The organism is Neisseria flavescens, assembly GCF_001618065.1.
Taxonomy (GTDB): Bacteria; Pseudomonadota; Gammaproteobacteria; order Burkholderiales; family Neisseriaceae; genus Neisseria; species Neisseria flavescens_A.
On record NZ_LAEI01000041.1, the window covers coordinates 158,127 to 177,817 of the forward strand.

General features: G+C 48.0%; 18 protein-coding genes and 1 tRNA gene. 12 read left to right on the forward strand and 7 right to left on the reverse strand.

Going from position 1 to position 19,691, the window contains the following annotated elements; all coding sequences use genetic code 11:
• Positions 1–53: 53 nt before the first annotated feature.
• On the reverse strand, positions 54–1,169 hold the full coding sequence (gene tgt / locus TW89_RS06140; RefSeq protein WP_003675511.1) for a tRNA guanosine(34) transglycosylase Tgt: 1,116 nt from the start codon (positions 1,167–1,169) through the stop codon (positions 54–56).
• 237 nt (positions 1,170–1,406) lie between these two features.
• On the opposite strand from tgt, the gene TW89_RS06145 reads away from it, so the two are divergent.
• The 11 genes from TW89_RS06145 (at position 1,407) to accD (ending at position 11,209) form a co-directional block, all read left to right on the forward strand.
• Positions 1,407–1,483, forward strand: a tRNA-Val gene (locus tag TW89_RS06145).
• 52 nt (positions 1,484–1,535) lie between these two features.
• The gene (thrS, locus tag TW89_RS06150) at positions 1,536–3,449 is read left to right on the forward strand and encodes a threonine--tRNA ligase (protein ID WP_128580871.1); all 1,914 of its coding nucleotides are present in this window, start codon (positions 1,536–1,538) and stop codon (positions 3,447–3,449) included.
• Between the two features lie 17 nt (positions 3,450–3,466).
• A complete protein-coding gene (gene infC / locus TW89_RS06155; protein ID WP_079453677.1) occupies positions 3,467–3,988 on the forward strand; it encodes a translation initiation factor IF-3 in 522 nt (173 codons plus the stop codon).
• A 142-nt stretch (positions 3,989–4,130) separates the two neighbouring features.
• A complete protein-coding gene (gene rpmI, locus TW89_RS06160) occupies positions 4,131–4,328 on the forward strand; it encodes a 50S ribosomal protein L35 (protein WP_128580872.1) in 198 nt (65 codons plus the stop codon).
• 12 nt (positions 4,329–4,340) lie between these two features.
• Positions 4,341–4,700 (forward strand): 50S ribosomal protein L20, encoded by a 360-nt coding sequence (rplT, locus tag TW89_RS06165; RefSeq protein ID WP_128580873.1) that lies wholly within the window; start codon positions 4,341–4,343, stop codon positions 4,698–4,700.
• Between the two features lie 248 nt (positions 4,701–4,948).
• Complete coding sequence (gene pheS / locus TW89_RS06170) at positions 4,949–5,938, forward strand: phenylalanine--tRNA ligase subunit alpha (protein ID WP_003683075.1); 990 nt, start codon at positions 4,949–4,951, stop codon at positions 5,936–5,938.
• A gap of 103 nt (positions 5,939–6,041) precedes the next feature.
• The gene (pheT, locus tag TW89_RS06175; protein WP_128580874.1) at positions 6,042–8,405 is read left to right on the forward strand and encodes a phenylalanine--tRNA ligase subunit beta; all 2,364 of its coding nucleotides are present in this window, start codon (positions 6,042–6,044) and stop codon (positions 8,403–8,405) included.
• A gap of 115 nt (positions 8,406–8,520) precedes the next feature.
• On the forward strand, positions 8,521–8,823 hold the full coding sequence (locus TW89_RS06180; protein ID WP_003680933.1) for an integration host factor subunit alpha: 303 nt from the start codon (positions 8,521–8,523) through the stop codon (positions 8,821–8,823).
• Positions 8,807–9,154 carry a hypothetical protein gene (locus TW89_RS06185; RefSeq protein WP_004519475.1) on the forward strand — a complete coding sequence of 116 codons (348 nt, stop codon included), beginning with the start codon at positions 8,807–8,809 and terminating at the stop codon, positions 9,152–9,154. Before TW89_RS06180 ends, TW89_RS06185 begins: the two co-directional genes overlap by 17 nt.
• Positions 9,155–9,481: 327 nt before the next feature.
• Positions 9,482–10,267: a tryptophan synthase subunit alpha gene (trpA, locus tag TW89_RS06190; RefSeq protein ID WP_128580875.1), complete on the forward strand. Its 786-nt coding sequence runs from the start codon at positions 9,482–9,484 to the stop codon at positions 10,265–10,267.
• Positions 10,268–10,342: 75 nt separating this feature from the next.
• The gene (gene accD / locus TW89_RS06195; RefSeq protein WP_049331298.1) at positions 10,343–11,209 is read left to right on the forward strand and encodes an acetyl-CoA carboxylase, carboxyltransferase subunit beta; all 867 of its coding nucleotides are present in this window, start codon (positions 10,343–10,345) and stop codon (positions 11,207–11,209) included.
• A gap of 63 nt (positions 11,210–11,272) precedes the next feature.
• Here accD and TW89_RS06200 read toward each other — a convergent pair whose 3' ends face one another.
• From TW89_RS06200 to TW89_RS06225, 6 genes are all read right to left on the reverse strand, one after another.
• Entirely contained in the window at positions 11,273–11,719 is a 447-nt protein-coding gene (locus TW89_RS06200) for a GatB/YqeY domain-containing protein (protein WP_004519479.1), read from the reverse strand.
• 97 nt (positions 11,720–11,816) lie between these two features.
• Positions 11,817–12,029, reverse strand: coding sequence for a 30S ribosomal protein S21 (rpsU, locus tag TW89_RS06205; protein ID WP_003680926.1), 213 nt, complete (start codon positions 12,027–12,029; stop codon positions 11,817–11,819).
• Between the two features lie 277 nt (positions 12,030–12,306).
• Positions 12,307–14,154: a lytic transglycosylase domain-containing protein gene (locus TW89_RS06210; protein ID WP_128580876.1), complete on the reverse strand. Its 1,848-nt coding sequence runs from the start codon at positions 14,152–14,154 to the stop codon at positions 12,307–12,309.
• Positions 14,155–14,332: 178 nt separating this feature from the next.
• On the reverse strand, positions 14,333–14,800 hold the full coding sequence (locus TW89_RS06215; RefSeq protein WP_164836705.1) for an FxsA family protein: 468 nt from the start codon (positions 14,798–14,800) through the stop codon (positions 14,333–14,335).
• A 165-nt stretch (positions 14,801–14,965) separates the two neighbouring features.
• On the reverse strand, positions 14,966–16,483 hold the full coding sequence (locus TW89_RS06220; RefSeq protein ID WP_349251554.1) for a polyamine aminopropyltransferase: 1,518 nt from the start codon (positions 16,481–16,483) through the stop codon (positions 14,966–14,968).
• Between the two features lie 124 nt (positions 16,484–16,607).
• Positions 16,608–17,678 carry a porin gene (locus TW89_RS06225; RefSeq protein WP_063068243.1) on the reverse strand — a complete coding sequence of 357 codons (1,071 nt, stop codon included), beginning with the start codon at positions 17,676–17,678 and terminating at the stop codon, positions 16,608–16,610.
• A 327-nt stretch (positions 17,679–18,005) separates the two neighbouring features.
• Here TW89_RS06225 and TW89_RS06230 point away from each other — a divergent pair, with 327 nt between their 5' ends.
• Positions 18,006–19,625 carry an ABC transporter substrate-binding protein gene (locus TW89_RS06230; RefSeq protein ID WP_128580879.1) on the forward strand — a complete coding sequence of 540 codons (1,620 nt, stop codon included), beginning with the start codon at positions 18,006–18,008 and terminating at the stop codon, positions 19,623–19,625.
• Positions 19,626–19,691 lie beyond the last annotated feature (66 nt).

The following is a 19,691-nucleotide window of genomic DNA, read 5'->3' on the forward strand; positions in this document are numbered from 1 at the left end:
AAAGGCTATCTGAGAATTTTCAGATAGCCTTTTTATTTTAATTTGGTAAATAGTTAGTCCACACCGCGGGCGCGGTTTTCATGGAATTGCGCCTGCCAATCGGTAAATTTGCCTTGTTCGATGGCTTCGCGCATTTCTGCCATGATGACTTGGTAGAAGTGCAGATTGTGGATGGTGTTGAGCTGTGCGCCCAAGATTTCGCCGACACGGTGCAGATGGTGCAGGTAGGAGCGGCTGAAATTCTGACAGGCGTAGCAGGTGCAGCTTTCATCAATCGGACGCTTGTCGAGTTTGTGTTTGGCGTTTTTGATTTTCAAATCGCCAAAACGGGTAAACAGCCAGCCGTTACGCGCATTGCGGGTAGGCATGACGCAGTCGAACATATCCACGCCGTGTGCCACGCCGTACACCAAGTCTTCAGGGGTGCCGACGCCCATCAAATAATGAGGCTTGTGTTCCGGCAGGATAGGACCGACGGCGCGCAACATACGGTACATTTCGGGCTTGGGTTCGCCAACAGATAAGCCGCCGATGGCCAAGCCGGGAAAGTCGAGTTCTTCCAAACCTTTCAGCGATTCTTCGCGCAAATCTTCATACATCGCGCCTTGGACAATACCAAACAGCGCATTTGGGTTTTTCAGGTCTTCAAAAGCCTTTTTGCTGCGTTCCGCCCAGCGCAGGCTCATTTGCAGCGATTTTTGCGCTTGGCTGTGCGTTGCTTCGCCAGGGGTGCATTCGTCTAACTGCATCACAATGTCGGAATTCAACACAGTTTGGATTTTCATCGACACTTCGGGCGAGAGGAACAGTTTGTCGCCGTTGATCGGGCTTTGGAATGTACAGCCTTCTTCGGTCAGCTTGCGCATGTCGGACAACGAAAATACTTGAAAACCGCCCGAGTCGGTCAAAATCGGCTTATCCCAACCTATAAATTCGTGCAGGCCGCCGAATTGTTCAATGACTTCCAAACCGGGGCGCAGCCACAGATGGTAAGTGTTGCCTAAGATGATTTGCGCTTTGATGTCATGCAGGTTTTGCGGATTCATCGCTTTGACCGAACCATAAGTGCCGACCGGCATAAATACCGGCGTTTCGATTTTGCCGTGGTTCAGTTCCAAAGTGCCGCGTCGGGCATGACCGTCTTTTTTGTGTAAGGTAAATTTGAGCATAGTAATAATAGATTGGACGTTCGCGTGTGTGCGAAATGAAAGGGCAGATTATAAAGGATTTTTCGTTGGTTGACGGCTGGATTTTATCTTTGTCAAAACAATGCTTCAGACGGCCTGAATGACGGAGGAAATAAAAAATGAGGTATAAATCAAACAAAAATATTCAGGCCGTCTGAAAAGTATTTACAGATGCTTGCAAAAGGGAACACGCTTCGTTACAATAAGCGACTTAGATGAAGGCACATAGCTCAGTTGGTTAGAGCACCACCTTGACATGGTGGGGGTCGTTGGTTCGAGTCCAATTGTGCCTACCAAATTTCCATAACGGCTTTATGCCGTTATTTTTTAATGTTTTGGAGCTTTCTGATGTTGAACATTACCTTGCCGGACGGTTCGGTCCGCCAATATGAATCACCCGTTACCGTGGCGCAAATTGCAGCGTCTATCGGTGCAGGTTTGGCAAAGGCAACGGTAGCGGGCAAGGTTAACGGTAAATTGGTGGATGCTTGCGATCCGATTACCGAAGATGCCCATGTTCAAATCATTACGCCTAAAGACAAAGAAGGTGTGGAAATTATCCGCCACTCCTGCGCGCACTTGGTCGGTCATGCGGTCAAGCAGCTCTACCCAGATGCCAAAATGGTTATCGGCCCGGTGATTGAAGACGGGTTCTATTACGATATTGCGACTGAAAAACCGTTTACGCCTGATGATGTGGCCGCTATCGAAGCGCGCATGAAAGAGTTGATTGCACAAGACTATGACGTTATTAAAGTGATGACGCCTCGTGCAGAAACCATCAAAATTTTCCAAGATCGCGGCGAAGAGTACAAATTGCGTCTGATTGAAGATATGCCTGAAGTGGAAGCAATGGGTATGTATCATCATCAAGAATACGTCGATATGTGCCGCGGTCCTCACGTTCCCAATACCCGTTTCTTGAAAAACTTTAAGCTGACCAAGCTGGCAGGCGCATACTGGCGCGGCGACAGCAATAATGAAATGTTGCAACGCATTTACGGTACGGCTTGGGCAAGTAAAGATGAATTGAAAGCCTATATCCAACGCATCGAGGAAGCGGAAAAACGCGACCACCGTAAGCTGGGTAAACAATTGGATTTGTTCCACCTGCAAGATGAAGCACCGGGCATGGTGTTCTGGCATCCTAAAGGCTGGGCTTTGTGGCAAGTGATTGAGCAGCATATGCGCAAAGAACTGAATGCTGCTGGTTATAAAGAGGTGAAAACACCTCAGATTATGGATAAAACCTTCTGGGAAAAATCCGGCCACTGGGAAAACTATAAAGACAATATGTTTGTGACCAGTTCCGAAAAACGTGAATACGCGGTTAAACCGATGAACTGTCCGGGTCATGTGCAAATTTTCAATAACGGTTTGCGCTCATATCGCGATTTGCCAATGCGTTTGGCCGAGTTTGGTTCTTGCCATCGTAATGAACCAAGCGGTGCATTGCATGGTCTGATGCGTGTTCGCGGTTTTGTGCAGGATGATGCGCACATCTTCTGTACCGAAGATCAAATCGTTGACGAAGCACGTGCATTCAATGAATTGCTTGTTCGCATTTACAGACAATTCGGCTTCCATGATGTTGCTGTGAAGCTGTCCCTCCGTCCTGAACAACGTGCAGGTTCTGACGAAGTTTGGGATAAAGCCGAACAAGGCTTGCGTGATGCATTAACCGCTTGCGGCGTAGAGTGGGAAGAATTGCCTGGAGAAGGCGCATTCTACGGTCCTAAGATTGAGTACCATGTCAAAGATGCCTTGGGTCGCTCTTGGCAGTGCGGTACCCTGCAGTTGGACTTCGTATTGCCGGAGCGTTTGAATGCCGAATATGTAACAGAAAACAACGATCGTGCGCGTCCTGTAATGTTGCACCGTGCTATTTTGGGTTCATTGGAGCGCTTCATTGGTATTCTGATTGAAAACCATGCAGGCTCATTCCCATTGTGGCTTGCGCCGGTTCAAATGGTGATTATGAATATTACCGAGAACCAAACAGATTATTGTCGTGAAGTGGCTGCTAAGTTGCAGGCGGCGGGCTTCCGTGTCGAATTGGATTTGCGTAACGAAAAAATCGGTTACAAAATCCGCGACAACAGCCAATACCGTTTCCCTTATCAAATCGTTGTCGGCGATAAAGAGAAACAAGAAAACAAAGTTGCGGTGCGCCGCAAAGCAGAAGACTTGGGTTCTTTGAATGTAGATGATTTTATTGCGCAATTGCAGCAAGAAATCACTGACGCCCTCGTCAATCATTAATTTTTATAGGAGTATTCATCATCGCTCAAGAACGCGAAGCACGAATCAATGGTGAAATTACCGCCAAAGAAGTGCGATTAATCAGTGAGTCAGGCGATCAGCTTGGTGTCGTTTCAGTTCGTGAAGCTCTGGCTATGGCCGAAGAGCAAGATGTCGATTTGGTAGAAATTTCCCCGACTGCCAAACCGCCCGTATGCAAACTGATGGATTACGGTAAATACAAATACCAACAAGCCAAGAAGCGCGACGAAGCCAAGAAAAACCAAAAGCAGGTGCAGATTAAGGAAATTAAATTCCGTCCGGGTACTGATGAAGGCGACTATCAAATCAAGATGCGCAATATCAACCGCTTCCTTGCCGATGGTGATAAAGTCAAAGTGACATTGCGTTTCCGCGGTCGTGAGATGGCCCACCAACAATTGGGTGCCCAACTGCTTGAACGTGTAAAAGAAGAGTTGGCTGAAGTGGCACAAATTGAGTCCTTCCCTAAAATGGAAGGCCGCCAAATGGTGATGATGATTGCGCCTAAGAAAAAATAAAGCTATAATGCAAGGCTTATTTCGATTGCCGCTCGAAATAAGGTTTAATTAGCGGCAAAAACCGTGGTATTTTGGGTTCCAAGTGTTTGAAATTTATTTCAAAACCCCTTATACCTTATCTAATAACGAATGGAGTTTTCCAATGCCTAAAATGAAAACCAAGTCTAGCGCGAAAAAACGCTTTAAAGTACTGGGTAACGGTGGTGTAAAACGCGGTTATGCGTTCAAAAGTCACATCCTGACCAAAAAAACCACTAAAACTAAACGTCAATTGCGCGGCACCGCTATGGTGGATTCACGCGATTTGGCTTCTGTTGCTAAAATGTTGCCCTACGCTTAAGGAGTTTAGAATATGCCACGCGTAAAACGCGGTGTTACCGCTCGTACTCGTCACCAAAAAGTCTTCGCGTTAGCCAAAGGCTACCGCGGTCGTCGTAAAAACGTTTACCGTGTTGCCAAACAAGCGGTAATGAAAGCCGGTCAATACGCATACCGTGACCGTCGCCAACGCAAACGTCAATTCCGCCAACTGTGGATCGTTCGTATCAACGCAGGTGCCCGTGAAAATGGTCTGTCTTACAGCAAATTCATGAACGGCCTGAAACGCGCTGCTATCGAAATCGACCGCAAAGTATTGGCTGATTTGGCCGTATTCGACAAAGCTGCATTTGCACAATTGGTTGAAAAAGCTAAAGCTGCTTTGGCTGCTTAATTCGATAAGATTATTTAAAAAGGAAGCTTATGCTTCCTTTTTTCTTTTCTTAAAGAAATCCTATGTAGTTGATTTTCTTTCTTTAAACTCTATTTTTTTATACTAATTTGCGATAAAATAGGCCTCTCTTATCAAACGGATTGGCCGCAGTAAGACAAAAGGCCGTCTGAACGGGTTTGTAATTAAATCCAACAGACGGCTTTGTTGTTTCAGACGGCCTGCCATCAACAAACAGACGATAAACCACTATGGAAAATGTAAACCGTATCGTTGCAGAAGGTATTGCCGCTATTGAAGCCGCGCAAGACTTCAATGCCTTAGAACAAATTAAAGCACGCTATCTTGGTAAAACCGGCGAATTGACCGGACTTTTGAAAACTTTGGGTCAAATGTCTCCTGAAGAGCGTAAAACCATAGGCGCGCATATCAACGAATGCAAAAATCAGTTTCAGACGGCCTTTAATGCCAAGCGCGATGCCCTGAATGAAGCCAAGCTGCAAGCCCAATTGGCTGCAGAGGCCTTGGATATTACTTTGCCGGGCCGTGCACAAGAGCATGGCGGTTTGCATCCGGTTACTTTGACTTTGCAACGTGTGGTTGAGCTGTTTCACGGTATGGGTTTTGAAGTGGCGGACGGCCCTGAAATCGAAGACGATTTTCATAATTTCCAAGCCTTGAATATTCCTGCAAATCACCCAGCACGTGCGATGCAGGATACTTTCTACGTTGAAAACGGCGACGTTTTGCGCACACACACTTCGCCTATTCAAATCCGCTATATGCTCGATAAAAAAGAGCCGCCTATCCGAATTATTGCTCCCGGCCGCGTTTACCGCGTGGACAGTGATGCCACTCACTCGCCTATGTTCCATCAAGCCGAAGGTTTGTGGGTAGAAGAGGGCGTAACTTTTGCCGACTTAAAAGCAGTGTTCACTGACTTTATCCGTCGCTTCTTTGAACGCGATGACCTGCAAGTACGTTTCCGTCCGTCTTTCTTCCCGTTCACCGAGCCTTCTGCCGAAATCGACATCATGGGCGAAAACGGCAAATGGTTGGAAGTCGGCGGTTGCGGTATGGTACATCCTAACGTGTTGAAAAACGTCAATATCGACCCTGAAAAATATACCGGTTTCGCTTTCGGTATCGGTCTCGACCGCTTTGCCATGTTGCGCTACAACGTCAATGACTTGCGTTTATTCTTCGATAACGATTTGAACTTTTTGAAGCAGTTTAAATAAATTTCAGATGGTTTTTTGATAGTCCGTCTGAAAAGTGAATAGATATTACTGATTTCGTCTGATAAAAATTTGTTTCAGACGGCCTGATAGTAGAGAAAATAATATGCAATTTCCTTATTCATGGCTGAAAACTCAAGCCAATCCTGATCTTTCTGCCAATAAACTGGAGCATCTTTTGACCATGGCCGGTTTGGAAGTGGAAAAAATCGATACTGCTGCCCCTGCTTTCAGTGGCGTGGTTGTTGCCGAAGTAAAATCCGTTGAAAAACACCCTGATGCAGACCGTTTGAACGTTACCCAAGTTGATGCCGGTACGGGCGAGTTGGTTCAGATTGTTTGTGGTGCGCCGAATGTCAAGCCGGGCATTAAAGTGCCGTGTTCGTTGCCAGGTGCCGTTTTGCCGGGCAATTTCAAAATTAAGCCGACTAAAATGCGCGGCGTACCATCAAACGGTATGTTGTGTTCGACCAATGAACTGGGTTTGCCTGATGATGGTGTAGATGGTCTGCACATTCTGCCTGAAGATGCGCCTGTCGGTACCAATATCCGTGAATACTTGGATTTGGACGATACGCTGTTTACATTGAAAATTACGCCTAACCGCGCTGATTGCTTGAGTGTTAAGGGTATTGCGCGTGAGGTTTCTGCCTTGACTCAATGTGCGTTTACGCCTGTTGAAATTCAGACGGCCTCTATCGGCAGTGAGAAAAAACAGGCTGTCCGTATTGATGCACCGGCCGACTGCGGCCGTTTTATCAGCCGCGTTATTGAAAATGTCAATGCGAAAGCAGCTACTCCCGATTGGATGAAACAACGTTTGGAACGCAGCGGTATCCGCAGCATTTCTGCATTGGTGGACATCGGCAACTATGTGATGCTGGAAATCGGTCAGCCTATGCATGTTTTCGATGCTGACAAGCTGTCAGGCAGTTTGATTGTCCGCCGTGCTCAAAATGGCGAGACTTTGGCGTGTCTGAACGAGAAGACGGTTACTTTGGCTGACAATACGCTGGTAGTTGCTGATGAAAAAGGTGCGTTGAGCTTGGCCGGTTTGATGGGCGGCGAGGCAAGCGCGGTTTCTGATGAGACGCAAAATATTGTGTTGGAAGCTGCTTGGTTTGCTCCGGAGATTATTGCCGGTAAATCCCGTCAATACGGTTTTGGCTCGGATTCTTCTTTCCGTTTTGAACGTGGTGTGGATTACCGCTTGCAAGCTGATGCCATTGAGCGTGCTACCGAATTGGTGTTGCAGATTTGTGGTGGTGCAGCTGGTGAAATGATTGAGGCACAAGGAAAATTGCCTGAGGCAAAACAGGTTGAATTGCGTTTAGGCCGTCTGAAAACGGTATTGGGCGTTGAAATTCCTGCCGATCAAGTTGAAATTATCTTGCAACACTTGGGTTTGCAGCCTGAAAAAACCGCAGAAGGCTTCCGTGTCACTTCTCCTAGCTTCCGTTTCGATATTGAAATCGAAGCCGATTTGATTGAAGAAATCGGCCGCGTTTACGGTTATGAAAATATTCCTGACGACTATACTTCAGGCCGTCTGAAAATGTTGGCTTTGCCTGAAACCAAACGTCCGCGTTTTGCGGTTTATAACGAAATGGCGGCTCGCGGTTACCGCGAAGTAGTCAGCTATGCGTTTGTGGATGAGCAATGGGAGCAAGACTTTGCTGCCAATACCCATCCTATCCGCCTGCAAAATCCGTTAGCGGCGCAGTATGCCGTCATGCGTTCTACGCTTATCGGTGGTTTGGTGGAAGTTTTGCAAAACAATTTGAACCGCAAGCAAAACCGAGTACGCGTGTTTGAAATTGCCCGTGTGTTCAGCAAAGATTCGGCTGATCAATTTGTTCAAAACGAACGTATCGGCGGTTTGTGGTATGGCTCTGTTCTGCCTGAGCAATGGGGTGAGAAAACACGCAACGTGGATTTCTACGATATGAAAGCCGATGTTGAGAGCCTCTTGAAAAACAAGGAAGTATCCTTTGTTAAGACCGAACATCCGGCATTGCATCCTGGTCGTGCCGCCAATATTGTTTCAGACGGCAAAGTAGTTGGTTTTGTTGGCGAATTGCATCCGAAATGGCTGCAAAAATATGATTTGCCACAAGCGCCGCTGGTATTTGAAATCGATATGGATGCGGTATTGGGTCGTGAGAAAACCCGTTATCAGTCTGTATCCAAATTCCAACCTGCACGCCGAGATTTGGCATTTGTAATGCCTGAAGCTGTGACGCATGATGATTTGTTAAATGCCCTAAAAGCGGCGGCGAACAAGCTGGTTCAAGAAATCAGCGTGTTTGACGTTTACCGCGGTACGGGCGTGCCTGAAGGCATGAAGAGCGTTGCCGTCAAAATCATTTTGCAAGATATGGAAAATACGCTGACAGATGAAGTCATTGAGCCTTTGGTTGCGAAAATGATTAAAGCGTCAGCCGAAAAAGACGCACAGCTTCGCGCTTAAAATTAAGATAAAAGTTGTCGCCAAAAATCACCAATAATGTTTGATTTTTTGGTGAGGACTTGATTTTTAAAAGAATTTTGGTAATAATTGCACCAGTTTGAATGAAGGTAAACACATGACACTAACTAAAGCAGAATTGGCTGATATTTTGGTCGACAAAGTCAGCAACGTCACCAAGAATGATGCCAAAGAAATCGTCGAGCTCTTTTTTGAAGAAATCCGCAGCACTTTGGCGCGTGGTGAAGAAATTAAAATTTCCGGTTTTGGCAATTTCCAATTGCGCGACAAACCCCAACGCCCAGGCCGTAACCCTAAAACAGGCGAAGAAGTGCCGATTACCGCACGCCGTGTGGTAACTTTCCATGCCAGCCAAAAACTCAAAGGCATGGTGGAGCATTACTATGACAAACAACAATAATCCGGTTATTCCTGCCAAGCGTTATTTTACGTTGGATGAAATGTGCCAATTGGTGCAAATCAGCCCGGCTCAGTTTGCCCAATGGCAACATGAAAATAATGTTGTGATTGGATACGGTGGCGATCGATATACGCGCTCAGATGTAGTTAAGTTGTTGAAACTGAAAGATACGTTTGAACCGTATATCGATACGTTCAGCCGTGGCGCTTTGGATGCAAACGGCAATCCTGCCGCTAATGCGGAAGAAGTCCGTCATGGTCTGACACAGATTTTGTCTGATTTGGAGCGTCATCTAGGTTCTGAACAACAAAACCATCATGTTGAGCTGTAATCGATAGGGAAACTCTGATCAAAAGTGCGAAAGCATACAAAGATTTGCATAATTGATTCTAATAAAGGCTGTTTGAATGATTTTCAGACGGCCTTTATTGTTTTATATTGCTTTCAAAATATCAGAATCTTGATTGCAAATGATTCTATGAAATAGCCGGTAAATGTTATACTTAGCCTCTTGTTTGCCGATTGGGAAGAAGCAGTCATTAGATAATGCGGATAGATGCCGCCTTTTCATGGCAGACTGAGGTTTTTAAAACAAATGTAACGGCAGAATAAATAGGCTGCCGAACAACATTCAAATCGATGAAATGGATAGCAGAAAATGAGCAGAATCCAACAAACTTTTTCAGCGCTCAATGGCGCAAAAGCACTGATTCCTTATATTACGGTGGGTGATCCCAGCCTTGAGACAACCTTGGCATTGATGCATAGCCTGGTGGCTAATGGTGCCGATATTTTGGAACTGGGTGTGCCGTTTTCTGACCCGATGGCGGATGGTCCGACCATTCAGCGTGCGGCCGAAAGGGCGTTGGCAAATCATGTTTCTTTGCACGACGTATTGGAAACAGTACGTTTGTTCCGCCAAACCAATGATAAAACGCCGATTGTGTTAATGGGCTATTTGAACCCAGTACATAAAATGGGTTATCAAGCGTTTGCACAAGCGGCTGCCGACGCGGGCGTGGATGGCGTATTGACTGTGGATTCCCCGGTAGAAACCATTACCCCGCTGCATGACTCGTTGAAAGCGCAAGGTATTGATTGTATTTTCCTTATTGCGCCAACGACCACTGAGGAGCGTATTCAAACGATTGCCAAAGTAGCCGGCGGTTTTGTGTATTATGTATCGCTCAAAGGCGTGACCGGTGCGGCAAGTTTGGATACTGAAGAAGTTTCGCGTAAAATAGAGCTTTTGCGCAAATACATCGATATTCCGATTGGTGTCGGCTTCGGCATCAATAATGCGGAGAGTGCGCGTAAAATTGGTGCGGTAGCGGATGCCGTTATTGTCGGCAGCCGTATCGTCAAAGAGATTGAAAGCCACGCGGGTAGCGAGGCCGAAGCGGTAGGCGTGTTGGTTAAAGAGTTGAAAGACGCGATTCGCTAATATTTTTTATTCCATTATTTCAGACGGCCTTACATTCAACAGGCCGTCTGAATTCTGAATTCCAAGGAGTCATTCATGAGCTGGCTAGATAAAATTCTTCCTCCGAAAATTAAAAACCGAAGCAGTTCGTCCAGCGTCCCTGAAGGCCTGTGGCACAAATGTCCGTCTTGTTCGGCAACAGTTTATTCAACCGAGTTGAAGCAAAACAGCGAAGTCTGCCCGAAATGTAATCACCACAATCCGCTTTCTGCGCGCGAACGTTTGAATCTACTTTTGGATGAAGAAGGCCGTGAAGAGATTGCAGCCAATATTAAACCGACCGACCCGCTGAAATTCAAAGACAGCAAAAAATATCCTGATCGCCTCGCGGCTGCGCGTAAAGCAACCGGCGAAGACGATGCATTGGTTGTTATGAAAGGCACCATGAACGGCCTGCCTGTCGTTGTGGCTGCGTTTGAATTCCGTTTTATCGGCGGCTCTATGGGTTCGGTCGTGGGTGAGCGTTTCGTTCAGGGTGTACGTCGTGCCGTTGCAGATAATTGTTCGTTTATTTGCGTGGCGGCTTCCGGTGGTGCGCGTATGCAGGAAGGGATTAACTCTTTGATGCAGATGACGAAGACCAGCGCGGCTTTGCATTTACTGACTGAAAAACGTCTGCCGTTTATTTCCGTATTGACTGACCCGACCATGGGCGGCGTGTCTGCCAGTTTTGCCTTCTTGGGTGATGTGGTTTTGGCAGAACCGAATGCGCTGATTGGTTTTGCCGGTCCGCGCGTTATCGAGCAGACTGTACGTGAAACCTTGCCGGAAGGTTTCCAACGTGCAGAATTCTTGTTGGAGAAGGGGGCAATCGACCAAATCGTCGATCGCCGTTCCATGAAAAAACGTATCAGCGATTTGATTACTTTGTTGCGTCATGAAGGTAAAGTAACTGCTGCTTGATTGGCACAATAAGAAAGGCCGTCTGAAAATAATATTTCAGACGGCCTTTTTGATTATTGAGGATTAAGCAGTCAATGCGGTTTTCAAAACCTTATTGACTTCGCCCATGTCGGCTTTGCCGGCCAGGCGGGTCTTCAATACGCCCATGACTTTGCCCATATCTGCCATACCTGATGCACCGGTTTCTGCAATGACTGCTTCAACGACAGTCTTGATTTCTTCTGCGGACATCATTTGCGGCAGGTAGCGATTGAGGATTTCGATTTCCGCGTTTTCTTTGTCAGCCAAATCTTGACGGCCGGCTTCGGTGTAGATTTTGGCGCTGTCTTTGCGCTGTTTTACCATTTTGGTCAGGATAGAGATGACTTTTGCGTCATCGGCTTCGGTGCGCTCATCTACTTCAAATTGTTTGATGGCGGCATTAATCAGGCGGATGGTGCTTAAAGACACTTGGTCTTTGGCACGCATGGCGGTTTTCATGTCTTCGGTTAATTGTGTTTTTAGGCTCATAATGTTCTCACTTTATATAAAAGATGCCGTCTGAAAAACAAAACACACCGCAAAGCTGCCCTTGCGGTGTGTCGTTTATCACAGGGCAGGCCTGTAATTAGTACATTTTAGGAGGCAGTTGTTGGCTGCGCAGACGTTTTTGCAGACGTTTGGCTGCAGCAGCTTTTTTGCGTTTGCGTTCGGTAGTTGGTTTTTCGTACGCTTCACGGGCGCGCAACTCGGTCAACAGACCGGTTTTTTCTACGGCACGTTTGAAACGACGCATGGCAACTTCAAATGGTTCATTCTCTTTAACACGAATAGCAGGCATTTTATTTCCTTTAAATTTTGTTCAATCAAACCGTTTTAAGAAATAGAGGACGGTTTGTCATAATGGGGGAGTTGTTGTATCGCTGGTTTGCCTAGGGCAGGGCGGGATACGCGCCGTGATGTAAACATCACCTCCTAACAAGTCGGCTTTTGCCGTGCAAGTGACCTTTTCGGTCAGAAACAATCGGGCGATTATCTTATAAACCCGATAGTCTGTCAAGGTTGCAGGCCGTCTGAACGTTTGATTCTGTCTCACTTTTCAGACGGCCTATCGGGTATTAATAACGGCCGGGAACCGTACCCATACGTTGTTTCAACGAAGTTTGCGGTTCGTTGAACAATGACGCGTAATAAGTCGCGTTGGTCATGACTTTTTTCACGTAATCACGAGTTTCGGTGAATGGGATGGTCTCGGCGTAGATGGCGCCTTCCAAAGGAGAAGAAGCCTGCCAGTTGCGGGCGCGGCCGGGGCCGGCGTTGTAGCCTGCGGTGGCCATCACTTCGTTATTTTGCAGGCGGCGTTTGGCATCTGCCATGTACCAAGTACCCATGCGGATGTTGCCGTCCATGGTGTAGAGTTCGCTGCTGCTCATGCCGATTTTGCCGGCAATTTCGCGGGCGGTTGCAGGCATGACCTGCATCAGGCCTTGTGCGCCGACGCTTGATTGCGCGCCCATGACAAAGCGGCTCTCTTGGCGAATCAAACCGTAAACCCATGCCGGGTCAACGCCTGCCTGTGCGGCATAGCGGACGGTCAGGTCTTTAAACGGAGAGAGATAGCGCAGTTTGTAGTTGAGTTTGTGGTCGGTACGGTCGGCGCTGTTGATTGCCATGTCGTAGAACTGGTTGTCGAAAGCGACTTGTGCGGCAGTCAGCAGGTTGTCTTCGTTGAAGTCGCGGGTGGCAAAACGCCATTCCGCCTGTGCCTGACGGCGCATTTTGGAATCGCCGTTGCTTTGGCAGTTTTTAAACAGAACCAATGCGCGTTTGATGGCACCGTCTTCGCTCATACGGCGGACGTCTCTGGCATCGGCATCAGAAACATTGTTGCGCGTATTGATGCGGCGGCCCAGTTCTTCACCTGCCATTACGGCGTAGAAATTGCGGCCGGAAGCGGCAGCTTTTTCATACATTTCTTTGGCTTGGCTGCTTTTGCCTTGTGCGGCAAAGCTGCGGCCCAGCCAATATTGCCATGTCGGGTCTTTTTGCAGTTTTTCAGGCATATGCTGAATCACGCTTGCCAATTCGTCCCAACGTTGCAGACGCAAAGCGGCGCGTGCGTACCATTCTAATTGTTCGTCGGTCAGTTGCTTGCGGTCGGAAACGCGGCCGTAGTAGCTTAAAGCAGTCGGCATGTTTTGGCTTTGTGCATGGTAGTGGCCCAGTACGCCCCATGCGAAGCTGCGTTGTTCGCGGCTGAGGCCTGATTCCATGTCGGACAGGGTAGCGGCGGCAGAAGCGGATTTGCGTGCATCTTTGCCGATCACGCTCAACAGGCTGTATTCGGTCGCACCTTGCGCGCCACCTTCAAACGGGCTGCCCAATGCGGCGGCGAGGTTGCGTGCATCTGTGGTTTGACTGTTGCTCAACAAGCCGCGCACGCGACGCCATGCGTCGTTGGTGTTCAGACGGCCTGAAGCTGCCGCGCTTTCAACCAAGCGGGTACAGCCGGTAGGCAGTTTGCTGGTCACGCGAACCAGCTCGGCGGCTTTGCTGTAATTGCCGCTGCTCAAATCGGCATAACATTGCACTTCTTGTGCGACGCCGGCGGCGTTCAATTTGCCGAATTCTTGACGGAACAAATCCCATTGGCCGCGCGCGCCCAAGGTTTTCAGCCATTCGTTGCGGACGTTTTCAGCCATTGCGCTGTCGCTGGCTTGGGATAAAAATTGTTGTACCCAAGCATCGTCACCGCGTTTGGCGGCATCGATGGCGCTTTGGTATTGGCTGTAATCGGACAGGACTTTGGACTCGCTGTCGGCGCGGCGTGAAGGAATAGAAGTAGATTTAGGCTGAACGACGGTTTCGGTTTTCGAAGCAGTCGGTGTGTTTTGGGTGGCACACGCCGATAAAACAGCGGCGGTAATCAAGCTGAGGGAAAGAGGGAAAAGACGTTGAACGTTCATTGGATACCGTGTCGTTTTTAGAATCAAAATAGCTGTTTATTTTAAATGATTTATGCGGAATAACCGAATTACAAACCGATATTTACATTTTCAAAGCCAGGAAATGACTAAAGCCGTCTGAAATATGAAACACTTTTGAGGTATTCCTAATTCAGACGGCCTTTTATGAAGGAAGTCGTCAATCGGGTTTGTGTTCGATATATTCTTGCGGTTTGTCGGCTTTGCTGGTGCGCGTAACCGTGTACTCGCCTTCGATAATGTCTTCATCATCTTTGGCGGAGCTGTAAGTCTGGCGGCTTTGGAAAGACTGCGTAGAAGAAACGGTCGCGTTGCCTTTAAACGGAATCAGCAAGAGCAGGGCAACGGCGGTTGAAATAAAACCGGGACTGAGCAGGAAAACCGCGGCGGCAGTATAGCGAATCGGCCACAGCATTTGATAGAGGGAAATGTTTTGGCCGCTGCGGACGGCTGCGCCTGCGAGCAAAAGGCCGGAAATGCCGGTATGGCGCAGCATAAAGATACCGCTGATAAAGCTGACGGTCATCACAAACAGCGTCCAGCCGCCACCTATCCAGTCGGCAACCCAGACGATGGACATGATTTCCAAAAAGATTAAAACCAAAAAACCGATTCCAAAATACTGCATAAGTGTTTGTTCCTTCATTCAACGGATAGTGTCGATTGTGTTCTATCTAGATAAAGATAAACCTATTTTTTCAAGCAAATGCTGTGTGAAAAAGGGTAAACGGGTAATGAGGCTGTCTGAACGGAGATAAAAGAAGACTGATGTTTCAGACGGCCTTTAGATATTCTATCGCATCACATTGTTCCAATCGCTTTCAAAATAACTGACGAGAATTTGGTTGTTCAAATAATTTGCTTCAACCTTACGCCTTGCCATATCGGGCGGAAAACGGAACATTTCGGCGACGGTCTGGGCATTGAGATAGCGGGTGGGTACGTCGAATTTTTGCGGAATGGGGAAGTTTTGGTCAAACCCTGCCAACACAAATCCCCATTCGCCAAATGAGGGGACGTAGACATGATATGGTGCGGTATTCAACTTGGCCGCTTCGAGGGTGGCAACGACCGACCAGTAGGCATTGGGTGCGAAATAAGGCGAAGTCGATTGCACAACAATCTTACCTTGCGGCTCAAGATGGCGGGCAACGAGGCGGTACATGGGGACGGAGTAAAGTTTGCCCAGCGAGAAATTGGACGGGTCGGGCAGGTCGATGATGATAACGTCGAATTTTTCAGACGACCCTTCCAGCCATTTGGCGGCATCGTCGTTGACAACGTGCATTTTGGGATGGGACAGCGAGCTTTGGTTGAGTGCGCTTAAGGTGGCGGAGGTTTTAAAAGTGGCGGTCATGTCGGGGTCGAGATCGACCAAAGTAACATTTTTGACCTGCGGATATTTCAAGACTTCGCGCGCCGCCAATCCGTCGCCGCCGCCGAGAATCAGGACGCGTTCGGCATTGGGAACCATCTGCATGGCAGGCAGAACGAGTGCTTCATGGTAACGGGCTTCGTCGCGTGAGGAGAATTGCAGGTTGCCGTTGATGTAGAGGCGGGTGTCGTCTTTCCAGCGTGTCACGACCAGCCGTTGGTAGGGCGAATGGCTTTGATAGACGACGGGATCGCCGAAATAGCTTTGTTCGGCTTTAAAGGAAATACGGTCGGCGTAGACGAAGAGCGTAATGAGCGCGGTCAATACGATAAACGCACGCGTACGGATGGCGTGATAGCGGGGTAATTCGGATTTGAATACGCGGGCGGTCAGATAGGCGACGGCGGCGTTGAAGATGCCAAACAATAAGGCGGAACGCGCCATGCCGAGTTTGGGGGCGAGCAGAAGCGGAAATAATAACGAGACGGCAAGTGCGCCCAAGTAGTCGAAGGTCAATACTTTGGAAACGAGTTCTTTAAATTCCGCACCTTTTTGGTTTAACACGCGCATGACTAAAGGAATTTCCATGCCGACAACCATGCCGACAATCAGTACAAAAGCGTAGAGCAGGGTGCGGAACGGGGCTGCGGATAAACCGAAGGCTACAAATAATGCCAGCGCGGAAATGCCGCCGATGATGCCGACCAAAAGTTCGATTTCGATAAAGCGGTGCAACACGTCTTTATCTTTGATGTATTGGGTCAGGTGGGCACCGATACCCATTGAAAACAGATAAAGCCCGATGACGGAGGAAAACTGCAAAATACTGTCGCCCAAAAGATAGCTTGCGAGCGCGGCGATGATGAGCTCGTAAGCGAGGCCGCAGCTGGCGACGATAAAAACGGAGATGATGAGGGTGTGGTGGGCGTTCATGATGACGTTTTTGTTGCTTGAGTGTGGGCAATGTAATGATTTTTAAGGTGGGCTGCAAGTTTAATTATAGGATGTAGAAAAGGCCGTCTGAACAAATTGTTTCAGACGGCCTTTAATCTGTCAGGCATTAATAGCGGTGTTTGAATACCATGCCCACGGCGTAAGAAGATTTTTTCGGCAAATCTTCATCGTATTTCGGATTGACGTTTTCTTTCAACCAGCCGGCGCCGAGTGTGGCGGTTGTCCGTTTGGAGAAGCTGTAATCGGTGCTGACGGCGACGTGTTTGTAGTCTTCGCCGACAGAGCTTTTACCGTAGGCAAAGCCGATTTGAGGTTTGAAATTGCCCACTTTGTATGAGCCGGACACCATAAATTCTTTGGTGTTGTTGATTTCTTTGTCGTAAGAACCGGCTACGTTGCCCGCCGCATCTTTCCATACGCCCCAGCAGCTGAAGCCGTCGCAAGTGTTTTTGGCGTATTGGAACGCGGCATCGACGGAGATTTTGTCTTTGCTGTATCCGGCCATGAATGCATGGGCTTGGAAGTCTTTGGTTTCGGTTGGGGAGTCGTTGGGTGCGTATTCGGCAGCGTAGTGCGCGTTAAAGCCGTTGTTGGGGTGGTAGTAGTCTACACCCCAGCCGAAGACCCAGTCGCCGTCACGTTTTTTGTCCGGATTCCAGTCATTGTTGTTGCGCGCGGCATTGGAACCGGGGGAAACGTTGAATTTGAATTGGAAACCGTTTTTCCAAGGTGACTCATAAGCCATGGAAACACGGCGTTGGCCGAAGCGGGAAATTTTGCCGAACTCCAAAATCGGGCTGTTGGTGTCGAACGGGTTCAGATAAATGCTGTTCATGGGCGTACTGATGTAACCCATTTTGACGGTGCCAAGGTTTTTGTAGCTGTTGAGTGCGACGTATGAGTCGGCAGTACCCCAGCCGCCCCAGCGGTCGGAATCGAAGTAAATAAAGGAGCCAAGTTGCCATTTCAACCATAAGTCGTTGTTGAGTCGTACTTCATCGGAGAGATAAAGACTGGAACTTTTATCGGAAATGGTTGTATTGGTTACACCGGTTTTATTGTTGTGTTCGACCTCGGTCATGATGTAGATGGTGCCGCTCATTTTAGGTTCGGCGTGGGCGGCACTTAGGGAAGAGCCTATGAGGGCAGTGGCAATAAAGTAAGATAACTTCTTCATTTGATTCTCCTTTTTATGTCTTTTTCTTGATTATGGCGAAAGAGTTCGGATAATCTTATTTGACAAAACATAAAAAATCAATACATTTGTAACTTATCGTAGGATAAATTGAAAAATAGTTTTCAGTTACGTATTTTTGTGTTAATTTGCCAACAATCTTAGACGGCTATTATTATTTCGATGGAATATGTGGTTTAAAACACTATTTTTATGACTTGAAATAGATGATTTAACTGCACTGGAAAAGTTCTAAATAAATGTAGTCTGGTGTAGTTTGAATAATCAGGCCGTCTGAAAAAGAAGAATACCCAAAAGAAGGAATGAAATATGGCCGGAAAAACCTATCCGCTGTTGGCTGCATCATTGGCTGCCGTATTTGCGTTGTCGGCGTGCAGCCGCGATGTCAAGCCTGCCCCTGAGTTTAAACGTACCGATTATGAGCGCGTAGTGGTCAGCAACGGCGTCGAGCCGGGTACGCTGGATCCTCAGATGAGCGGCGATATGGCGGCTGGTGCGATTATCCGTCAGTTGATGGATGGTTTGGTCGGTACGGACGCCGAAGGCAAAACCATTCCTGCTTTGGCGGAAAAATGGGAGAGCGAGGGCGAGCGTATTTGGACCTTCCATCTGCGTGATGCCAAATGGAGCAATGGCGATCCGATTACTGCCGAAGATTTCGTGTATAGTTTCCGCCGTCTTGCCGATCCGGCCACCGGCGCACCTTTCGGCAGCTATTTGTTCGATGCCCAAGTGGAAAATGCGGAAGATATATTAAACGGTAAAGCCAAGCCTGAGACATTGGGCGTCAAGGCATTGGACGCGAAGACCCTGCAATTTACGCTGATTGCGCCCGTGCCTTATTTCCCCGATATGCTGATTCAGCAATTCACGTTTCCGGTGCACCGCGCCACTGTCGAAAAATACGGCAATAAGTGGACGCAGCCCGGTCATTATGTTTCCAGTGGCGCTTATCTGTTAAAGGATTGGAAAGTCAACAGCCACATTAATATGGAACGCAATCCCAATTATTACGATAAAGACAAAGTAGCCATTCCGAAGGCGGTTTTCTTGTCAGGCAGCGGCGAGTACAACCGTTATCGCGCCAATGAAATTGATGTGACTTACGGTATTCCCAGCGATCAGGTCAAAGTGGCGGATATTGAGTTTCCGGGACAAGTAAGACGTACGACTTCTTTGTGCAGCTGGTATTTGGAGCCAAACCACGAAGCGGCGCCGTTTAACGATCCGCGCGTCCGCAAGGCGCTCAATATGCTGACGCGCCGCGACATCGTCGTCAAAGTAGGCGGCCGTGGCGATACGCCTGCGTTCCAATTGACGCCGCCGCAAATGCAGGGCGTGATTCCTGTTTATCCGGAGTGGAAAGAGTGGACGCCTGAAAAACGCATCGAAACCGCACGCAAACTGTTGAACGAAGCAGGCTACAACGATGACCATCCGCTTGAGTTCGATATTTTGTACAGCACCAGCGAAGCGTCCAAAAAACAAATTACTGCCGTGCAGTCGGTGTGGAAAGCCGCCATTCCGTTTATCCGTCCGACTTTGTCCAACGAGGAATGGAAAACTTATTTGGATACGCGCGCGCAAGGCAATTTCAAGGTTTCGTTCAGCGGCTGGTGTTCTGATTTTAACGATCCGGCGGGCATGCTCAATATCTTGAAATCCAACAACTCAAACAATGCATTCCGCTACAAAAGCGCGGCGTTTGACACATTTATGAACAATACGCTGAAAGATGGCGTCAGCAAGGAAGCGCGCAGCCAGCTCTATGCCGATGCGGAGAAGCAGCTTCAAGAAGACGCTGCACTGATTCCGCTGTATCATCAGGTTGAAGTGCGTATGGTCAAACCCGATGTTATCGGCTATTCCGACAAAGATCCTTTGCGGAACTACACGGTCAAGAGCTGGTCGTTCGCACCGAAAAAATAGATTGATTATAGACAGCACAAGTTTTCAGACGGCTTTGATGACAGAGGCCGTCTGAAACAACAGGAG

Coding starts and splice junctions, on each gene's coding strand:
- tgt (WP_003675511.1), bottom strand. CDS start 1,169: ATGCTCAAATTTACCTTACACAAAAAAGACGGTCATGCCCGACGCGGC.
- thrS (WP_128580871.1), top strand. CDS start 1,536: ATGTTGAACATTACCTTGCCGGACGGTTCGGTCCGCCAATATGAATCA.
- rpmI (WP_128580872.1), top strand. CDS start 4,131: ATGCCTAAAATGAAAACCAAGTCTAGCGCGAAAAAACGCTTTAAAGTA.
- rplT (WP_128580873.1), top strand. CDS start 4,341: ATGCCACGCGTAAAACGCGGTGTTACCGCTCGTACTCGTCACCAAAAA.
- pheS (WP_003683075.1), top strand. CDS start 4,949: ATGGAAAATGTAAACCGTATCGTTGCAGAAGGTATTGCCGCTATTGAA.
- pheT (WP_128580874.1), top strand. CDS start 6,042: ATGCAATTTCCTTATTCATGGCTGAAAACTCAAGCCAATCCTGATCTT.
- TW89_RS06180 (WP_003680933.1), top strand. CDS start 8,521: ATGACACTAACTAAAGCAGAATTGGCTGATATTTTGGTCGACAAAGTC.
- TW89_RS06185 (WP_004519475.1), top strand. CDS start 8,807: ATGACAAACAACAATAATCCGGTTATTCCTGCCAAGCGTTATTTTACG.
- trpA (WP_128580875.1), top strand. CDS start 9,482: ATGAGCAGAATCCAACAAACTTTTTCAGCGCTCAATGGCGCAAAAGCA.
- accD (WP_049331298.1), top strand. CDS start 10,343: ATGAGCTGGCTAGATAAAATTCTTCCTCCGAAAATTAAAAACCGAAGC.
- TW89_RS06200 (WP_004519479.1), bottom strand. CDS start 11,719: ATGAGCCTAAAAACACAATTAACCGAAGACATGAAAACCGCCATGCGT.
- rpsU (WP_003680926.1), bottom strand. CDS start 12,029: ATGCCTGCTATTCGTGTTAAAGAGAATGAACCATTTGAAGTTGCCATG.
- TW89_RS06210 (WP_128580876.1), bottom strand. CDS start 14,154: ATGAACGTTCAACGTCTTTTCCCTCTTTCCCTCAGCTTGATTACCGCC.
- TW89_RS06215 (WP_164836705.1), bottom strand. CDS start 14,800: ATGCAGTATTTTGGAATCGGTTTTTTGGTTTTAATCTTTTTGGAAATC.
- TW89_RS06225 (WP_063068243.1), bottom strand. CDS start 17,678: ATGAAGAAGTTATCTTACTTTATTGCCACTGCCCTCATAGGCTCTTCC.
- TW89_RS06230 (WP_128580879.1), top strand. CDS start 18,006: ATGGCCGGAAAAACCTATCCGCTGTTGGCTGCATCATTGGCTGCCGTA.